General features: G+C 35.5%; 6 protein-coding genes and 1 pseudogene. 1 reads left to right on the top strand and 6 read right to left on the bottom strand.

Going from position 1 to position 8347, the window contains the following annotated elements:
• From RMR19_RS15910 to RMR19_RS15890, 5 genes and pseudogenes are all read right to left on the bottom strand, one after another.
• Nucleotides 1-471: pseudogene (locus RMR19_RS15910) on the bottom strand (hypothetical protein); the annotation flags it as partial.
• A 193-nt stretch (nt 472-664) separates the two neighbouring features.
• Nucleotides 665-1465: an ABC transporter ATP-binding protein gene (locus RMR19_RS15905; RefSeq protein ID WP_331654761.1), complete on the bottom strand. Its 801-nt coding sequence runs from the start codon at nt 1463-1465 to the stop codon at nt 665-667.
• Entirely contained in the window at nt 1458-2267 is an 810-nt protein-coding gene (locus tag RMR19_RS15900; RefSeq protein WP_310604485.1) for an ABC transporter permease, read from the bottom strand. The genes RMR19_RS15905 and RMR19_RS15900 overlap by 8 nt, the downstream gene beginning before the upstream one ends.
• 27 nt (nt 2268-2294) lie before the next feature.
• Nucleotides 2295-3233, bottom strand: a complete 939-nt coding sequence (locus tag RMR19_RS15895) for an ABC transporter substrate-binding protein (protein WP_310604484.1) — start codon at nt 3231-3233, stop codon at nt 2295-2297.
• A gap of 101 nt (nt 3234-3334) precedes the next feature.
• Nucleotides 3335-5443, bottom strand: coding sequence for a carbon monoxide dehydrogenase (locus tag RMR19_RS15890; RefSeq protein ID WP_310604483.1), 2109 nt, complete (start codon nt 5441-5443; stop codon nt 3335-3337).
• A 324-nt stretch (nt 5444-5767) separates the two neighbouring features.
• Here RMR19_RS15890 and RMR19_RS15885 point away from each other — a divergent pair, with 324 nt between their 5' ends.
• Complete coding sequence (locus RMR19_RS15885; protein WP_310604482.1) at nt 5768-6655, top strand: AraC family transcriptional regulator; 888 nt, start codon at nt 5768-5770, stop codon at nt 6653-6655.
• A 195-nt stretch (nt 6656-6850) separates the two neighbouring features.
• On the opposite strand, the gene thrS is transcribed toward RMR19_RS15885, so the two are convergent.
• The coding region (gene thrS, locus RMR19_RS15880; RefSeq protein ID WP_310604481.1) for a threonine--tRNA ligase at nt 6851-8347 on the bottom strand (1497 nt) is incomplete at its 5' end.

Raw genomic sequence — 8347 nt, 5'->3', positions numbered from 1 at the left:
AATAAGTCGTTCCTTTTCTTTACCTTCCTGAGCACATTCCGTTAGCAAACAAACCGAATTCAAATTCAGTCTTATTGGTTGCTTGGGCTCTCCTTTGGAATTTCCGCTTAAATATTCACCACTAAATATGGACCATGACTCAAATACATCTTCTTTTTTATTCTGTATTAAACCAAAAGCAGCTTGTGAATTCGGATGAACTTTTAGTTTTTGAATTCGAATGAAACGTTCCTGTTCATTTAATTCTGCTTTCTCTACATTTTCCTTTTTAGTTATTATATCTGCTAACATAGATTCCATTTCACGTTGTGCTTCTTTATCCGTTAACGAAAGAAAACCCGCAAACACATTTGGAAATAGAAATTTCCTCTCCCCATGAACAAAATCTACGATTAAATACTTATCCTTTAACTCCTTAATGATTCCATTACCAAACTTAACATGACTGATTGCCTTACCTTGTAACTGCATTTCCATTCTCCTTCCATAGCTTAAAAGTTTTCATTGTATAAAAAAGAGAAGAGCTTTTCATATCTATGCTTACTTAGCACAGTACCAAAAGCCCTTCTCTTAAAAAGACGGTTCTTTTTTTATTCAATTATTCTTATTATAGCATACTAGAAAAAATAAACAAGTCCCAATTATTTAAAATCTATACTTCTACCTATAAGTAGTACTCTAAATTATCATCCTTCTTCATATTGAATAAATCAAAGATTCTATCTCTTGCTAATATAAAGTCATCTGATGTTCTGTCTCTATTCTTTAGTGTTTTTAAATTAACAATACTCTTAATCTTGCCAGGGTTTGCAGACATTACAACGACACGGTCAGCTAAGAATACTGCTTCTTCTATATCATGTGTAACAAATATAATCGTCTTTTTGGTTTCATGGCAAATCTTTAATATATCATCTTGTAGTTTCATTCTTGTTATTGCATCAAGTGCTCCAAAAGGTTCATCCATAAACAATACTTCTGAATTGACTGCAAGTGCTCTTGCTATTGCTACCCTTTGCTGCATTCCACCTGATAATTGATATGGTCTTTTCTTCTCAGAGCCTTTTAACCCTACCATATCTATATATTCGAGAGCAAGCTTACTACGCTCTTCTTTTGGTATCTTCTTTGTCTCTAATCCAAGTTCCACATTCTTTTCAACCGTTCTCCATGGTAGCAAACCATAGTTTTGAAAGATTGTTTGATAATTGATAGAGGGATTTTTCACTTCCTTACCTTCAATCAAAACCTTACCTTCATAAGGATGAACAAAACCTGCCATAGCATTTAATAACGTAGATTTTCCACAACCAGAAGGACCTAACAGACAGATAAATTCTCCCTTCTCAACTTGTAATGATACTTTATCAAGTGCTTGAAAAACGGTATTATCCTGATTAAATTTCACGGAAACTTCATTCACATCTATGTACACACATTTCACCTTACTTTCTAAATCAATCATTTACAATAAATCGGTCTGCACCATATCCAAACTTAACCGCAATAAATCTTTCGAACAAACGTATTAATACATCTAGTACCAATCCGATTAATCCAATTGTAATCATCGTAGCTAATAATGCGTCTGAACGAATACAATTCTTCGCATCCATTACCAAGAATCCAAGTCCTGACTGCGCTCCTACCATCTCGCCTGATACCAAGAATACCCATGAGCTACCAAGTGCCAGATGTAGGCTCGTAGCAATCTGTGAAAATATTGCTGGAAACACAATTTTAATCAACGTCATACCTCTTGAAATACCAAAATTCTGAGCTACTTTTAGATAGATAGGATCAATACTTACTACCGCAGTAACTGTTGATAGCAATATAGGGAAAAATCCAGCAATAAAGATAATAACAATAGCTGGTGCACTACCGATACCAACCCATAATACGATAAATGGTAGCCAAGCAACAGGTGCAATTGGACGAATCAATTGCACAATTGGATTTACATACGCGAACACTTTTGGAAACCAACCTAGTATAAGTCCTAGTACTACTGCCAAAACTACGGCTAACAAATATCCACAAAAAAACCGAAACAAACTAATACCTATATGGCTAAATAATGTCGCATCTGAACTGCTTCCTCGTAACCCTGTTGTTAACAATTCTTTGAAGGCATCAAGTACCTTTAATGGTGCTGGAAATAATGTTGGATTTATATTGAATGCCGTAACCAACACTTGCCATATAAGAATTAGTATTAGAAATGAAACAATTATATTTTTAAATGATTTTAATAATTTATTCATAATAACCACTTGCTCCTCTTCTAAACATTAAGGAATGTATACAAAATCCTCATATGTTGGTGGATTTTCATTAATACCATATTCAACAACCTTCTGGGCTAATACATCATACTCCTCTTTTGTTATCTCCAAATTATCAAAGTGTATCCATTGTAATGATTCCTTTAATGTTTCTTCCTCTTGACCAAGGTATTCTTTTGCTACAGACAAAGCTGCATCTGCATCTAATTTGTTTCCTGCCTGTCTGTAATAATCAATAAATATATCCGCTGCCTCTTTATTCTTCTCAATAAAATCATTACGAAGTATTAATGCACAGCAAACAGAATCTTTCCATAAATCCTCTGTGTAATACAATACATGACCGAATTTCTGTACAACAGATTGCGCACCAAATGGTTCAGCTACACAGTATCCATCAATTGCTCCACTTGCAAGGGAAGATGGCATCTCCGATGGAGCTAGTTGTGTTACTGTAAGGTCATCTGTCGTAAGTCCAACCGTCGCCAGCATCTCGTTCAACAAAATATTATGAGATGACTGACTTGATGGAATTGCAAATGTTTTTCCTTTTAACTCTTCTACTGACTGAATATTATTACTAACAACGATAGCATTACCATCTCTATGACCAAGTGCTACTGCCTTCAAATCAATTCCTTTATTCACGGAGCTCATTGCTAACTCGATTAACATTGACGCACCATCAATCTTCCCAGAATTCAAAGCGTCTGTAAGATCTGTCCATGAAGTAAACTTCTGTAACTTAATTGTGATATTAGCATCTGCGCTCTCTAATAATGCTTTTTCTTCTAAAACAGCAAGCCCATGAGTAAGTGGAAGATACCCTATTGTTATTGTTGTTTTTGAACTATCTTCTTTCTTTGAAGAGCCACATGCTGATAATGATAGGATAAGAAGAATACTTATTAATCCTAAAATGATATTTTTTTTATTATGTTTCATAAAAACCATCCCTTCGTATTAAACTTCAAATAAATCTATACATATTGAATCATTGATAACTATTCCGTATTATGCATCTTCAGTTACTAACCTTTGAATAGTTACGGATTTACCCAACCTAACGCTTTTCTCTTTTCCTTAATATCTTCAACCATCTTTTGTCCTAACGCCACTGGATTCACATCTACATACATAGCTGAATGTAATGTTTCCTTCGTTGATTCTTTCAAGAATTCAATCACTTTTGATGAACCATGAATTGGCGCTTCTACACAGTGGTAAGAGCTAATTCCCATCAGACGGAATCCTAATGCAGCATCAATTCCCTTCTCATTTGACCATTCTGGTGAAGAGAATGCGAATGGCATTTCATATAAGTTCTTTCCAACTATACCTGCTAATCCTGCAAATATTCCCGATGTTCTGCAGTTATCAATACACTCTCCTACATGCCAAACCGGAGGCATATCTGGTGATAAGAATTCTCTTAGAGAATCTCCAGTTTTGCTATAAGCTAACTCAGAAGTTTGACAATATCCCATCTTCATAAGCGGGAAGGAAGCACAACCATTTGTGAAAATTAATACATTGTTCTTCAATAATTCATTTGCAACATCAATAATCGCTTTTTCATATAGAACTTTAGGATTATTACAACCTACAAGGTTAACAATTCCTAGTATTTTTCCTTCTTTCAATGCTTCTGCTAATGGATTTAAACTTCCATAATGTTTATGTACATATTCTAGTGAGAAACCAATCTCTGCCTCCACTTCATATGGTGGAATAAATACTGGCATTCCCTTTCTTGTTTCAAAAGTTTCAATTGCTCGTTCAATAATTCTCTCTGCAATTCTTTGTGTATCTGCTATATTAGAATGGTGATGATCATATCCGATATGCTCTGCCCCTGGTAGTCTCGCTGAATCACTTGTTGTTACAACTGTTGTCTTATAACATCTAGCAACATCCATAATGGCAGGATACACTTCTTGAACATCAGCAACCCATAAATCCAATGCACCTGTTCCAAGTACTAATTCTGCACTTACTGCATTTGATAGAGGGATTACCCCTTCATAACGATACATCGCTGACAATCCAGAACAGCAGATACCATAAAACTGAATTCCCTTTGCTCCCTTTTCTTTCGCAAGGTTCACATACTTCTCACTCTGTCCTGTTTTCACAATTTCCTTCACTAGTACTGGAAGATGACCATGTACTGCGATATTTACATAACCTTCCTTTAATGCTCCAACATTAATCTTAGATGTTACTCGATCTCCTACACCAAGAAGTGCATCTGTTGCAATTGAAGTTCCTACAACACCACTAAATGTAAAGGATAATCCACAACGAAGGAACTGCTTCATGATACTTTCCCAGTCTCCATCTATTGCTGAACCCGATTTATGATAGGCTTCAAACACTTCATGGTAAGCACTGATTGGAAGTATGTCTAACTCCTCCCATACTTTTCTTCTCTCTGCTGGTGCACAAGCCTGTATTGTTTTATATGTCTCTGGCTCTGTTCTTGATAAATCTTCAAGTAAAACATTTGCCAAATCAATTGCTATATGCTTTATTTGTCTACGTTTTGTCTTAATTCCAAATGCTTCTGCCATTGCAATTACTTTATATTCCCCTACGATTGGAATATCCATCTTACCTTCTGCTGCCCATTTTAGCATTAAGATTACTTCTCTCGCATGCATACCATGTTGTGCAACACCTGCTGCTGCCCCTCTTAATAGATTTCTGGCAACAATTAAATCTGCATCTGCTCCACAAACGCCTCTTGGACTTTTCGCTGTTATCTTACAAGGCCCCATATTACAGATTTTACAACAAGTTCCTGATAGTCCAAAACTACATTGTGGTTGCTGCCTGTCAAAACGATCAAACGCTGTATCATATCCGATTTGTTCCATATGTAATAACATTTCTTTCACCGCTAAATCTGGTACATTATCTAATACATCTTGTTTTGATGGAAATGTCTTTCTATAAGCTGCTACTGCCTGCATGTAATCCTCTGTGAAAACTTCTTCGTGACTATGTTCAAATTCATTCCCTTCGGCATCTACATGTTTATGACTGTGACCTTTCACTGGTACTAATACTTTAGAAACTCCATTCTCATCAAATCCTATAATTGCACGGTGATTATGTGGTTCAACACCTTCATGGTTATGTTCTTTACTCATATGTAATTCCTCCTTGATATCTACAACTTTATTTCGCTTTCATAAATGTAACTGAACTACGTTCTTCGAAGTTACATTTATTTATAAATATACATTTTCCCCTAATATTATTTATAATTCATATAGATTTTGTATGTTTTCTATTATAATAAAACACATTTCCTAGTTTGTCAATAGGTTTTATTTACTTTGAAATATTTATACGATTATGACTCGTTAATACTGTTTTATATGCTATAATGGGCAGAGACAAAACAAAGCAAACGATGACAGGAACAACTCATTACTTTCCACTATACTGTAAGAAGAACAGGAGGGCTGAACATGGAATGGATAAAACTATTACAAAAAGCGATTACTTATATGGAAGAACATATTTTAGAGAACATCAACTATGAGGATGTTGCTGCAACAGTCTGTATGTCGAGCTATAATTTTCATAGGACATTCAGCATTATGACAGATATGACAGCGAACACCTATATCCGAAACAGACGTTTATCACTTGCTGGACAAGAGCTTCAAACGTCAGATATATCCGTAATTGATGTCGCTTATAAATATGGATATGAAACTCCAGAAAGTTTTTCAAAAGCATTTTCCAGATTTCATGGAGTTACGCCAAAGCAGGCAAAGGTAAAAGGTACACAACTCCGCTTATTCAACCCACTTGTCATTAAAATTACATTGGAAGGTGGTAACATTATGGATTACAGAATTGAAAAAAGAGGGAAACAAAAATTTATTGCGAAGGTAAGAGCATTCAGCAATGAGATTATGAACGATGAAAGCGATCACAGCATACCTGATTTTTGGAAAGAATGTAATGAAAAAAATAGTGTTGAAGCAATTAGAAATCTTCGACCAGAAGGAAAGCGTGATTTATATGGATTATGCAGTCCTACAAAAAAAGATTCTGTCACATTTGATTATGGAATTGGCGTTATTATAGATGAAGAAACAAATGTGGACGATTTAGATGTACTGTTAACGCAGGGATTTTCCCTTTGGGAAACAGAACCTATTGAATATGCAGTGTTTAAATGTATGGGAACTGATGGTGATTGTATCAGTCAAATGTGGAGTTACTTTTTTAAAGAATTCATACCTAATACAAAATATAATCAAACTGAAGATACGGATTATGAAATTTATTTTGAAAAGAGCGAAGCAGGTATGTTTTGTGAATTGTGGATTCCTGTTGTAAGTTAGTAGAAGCAAACTATGTCATAATCTTAAAAACAAACAGAGTACATGATTACAGATATTAAATGCTGTAAACTTAATCAACAGAGATGAATGTATTCATAATCTATTCTAAAATAAAAGTCCTTCAGCCTTACATATTGGGCTGAAGGACTTTTATTTTCTTAATATCATATCAATAAAACTTCAAATAATGTCATCTTACTTCATATCATTCTTAACTTTCTCAATAAATTCACCAACAGCAAGAGTCCCCATATCCCCTTCATCTCTACTTCGTACTGATATTAGATTCTCCTGTTTTTCCTTCTGACCAATAATCAGCATATAAGGAACTTTATCAAGCTGTGCCTCTCTGATTTTATAGCCAAGTTTTTCATTACGTGCATCAAGTTCAACACGAATTCCTGCTTGTTTCAGTTGTTTAAAAACATCGTTGGCATATTCCATATAAGTTTCTGAAACAAGTAGAATCTTCGCCTGTACTGGAGCAAGCCATACTGGGAATTTTCCTGCATAATGTTCAATCAGTATTCCGATAAACCTCTCAATTGAACCAAATATAGTACGGTGCAGCATAATCGGTCTGTGCTTCTCTCCATCAACTCCAATGTATTCTATTTCAAAACGCTGTGGTAATTGAAAGTCCAATTGAATTGTTCCGCACTGCCATGTTCTGCCGATAGAGTCTTCCATATGGAAATCAATCTTAGGGCCATAAAATGCACCATCGCCTTCATTTATGATGTATTCCATCTGCATTTCATCCAGTGCCACTTGCAATCCTTGTATTGCAATTTCCCAATCCTCATCACTGCCAATGCTATTTTCTGGACGAGTAGATAATTCAAGACGATACTTAAAACCAAACTTCGAATACACTTCATCAATCAGTCTTATAACTCCCTTGATTTCCTCTGTAACCTGTTCCTTTGTCATAAAAATATGCGCATCATCTTGAGTAAAACATCGAACTCTCATCAATCCATGTAACTGCCCCGATTTCTCATGGCGATGAACCAAACCTAGCTCTCCCATTCGAATTGGTAACTCACGATAGGAATGTGGCTGCAATTTATAGACAAGCATACCACCTGGGCAGTTCATTGGCTTAATTGCATAATCTGTATCGTCAATTACTGTTGCATACATATTCTCACGATAATGCTCCCAATGACCAGAAGTTTCCCATAACTCACGATTTAACATCATTGGAGAGGATATCTCTACATAATCCTCTCTTTTATGAAGTTCACGCCAGTAATCAATTAGCAGATTTTTAATTACCATCCCTTTCGGTAGGAAAAATGGAAATCCCGGCCCTTCCTCTAACAGTGCAAATAATCCAAGTTCCTTCCCAATCTTTCTATGGTCACGTAACTTTGCTTCCTCTACTTGCTGCAGATATTCATGTAACTCACTTTGCTTTGGAAAGGAAGTTCCATAGATTCGAGTTAACATCTTATTCTTTTCATTTCCCTTCCAATACGCACCTGCTATTGATGTTAATTTATATGCTTTAATTAGACAAGTATTCGATACATGTGGCCCTGCACATAAATCTACATATTCCCCTTGTCGATACATTGTAATAACTGCATCTTCTGGTAGTTCCTTAATTAACTCTACCTTGTAGGACTCATTCTGACTCTCCATCTGTTTCAATGCTTCACTACGACTTACTTCAAATCGCTGCAA

The organism is Anaerosporobacter sp. (assembly GCF_031551385.1).
In the GTDB taxonomy this organism is placed as follows: domain Bacteria; phylum Bacillota; class Clostridia; order Lachnospirales; family Lachnospiraceae; genus Anaerosporobacter.
This window is presented reverse-complemented; position numbering and strand designations above follow the sequence as displayed.

What these genes read in the sequence shown, in the direction of transcription:
- RMR19_RS15905 (WP_331654761.1), bottom strand. Translation starts at nt 1,465, where the DNA reads ATGATTGATTTAGAAAGTAAGGTGAAATGTGTGTACATAGATGTGAAT.
- RMR19_RS15900 (WP_310604485.1), bottom strand. Translation starts at nt 2,267, where the DNA reads ATGAATAAATTATTAAAATCATTTAAAAATATAATTGTTTCATTTCTA.
- RMR19_RS15895 (WP_310604484.1), bottom strand. Translation starts at nt 3,233, where the DNA reads ATGAAACATAATAAAAAAAATATCATTTTAGGATTAATAAGTATTCTT.
- RMR19_RS15890 (WP_310604483.1), bottom strand. Translation starts at nt 5,443, where the DNA reads ATGAGTAAAGAACATAACCATGAAGGTGTTGAACCACATAATCACCGT.
- RMR19_RS15885 (WP_310604482.1), top strand. Translation starts at nt 5,768, where the DNA reads ATGGAATGGATAAAACTATTACAAAAAGCGATTACTTATATGGAAGAA.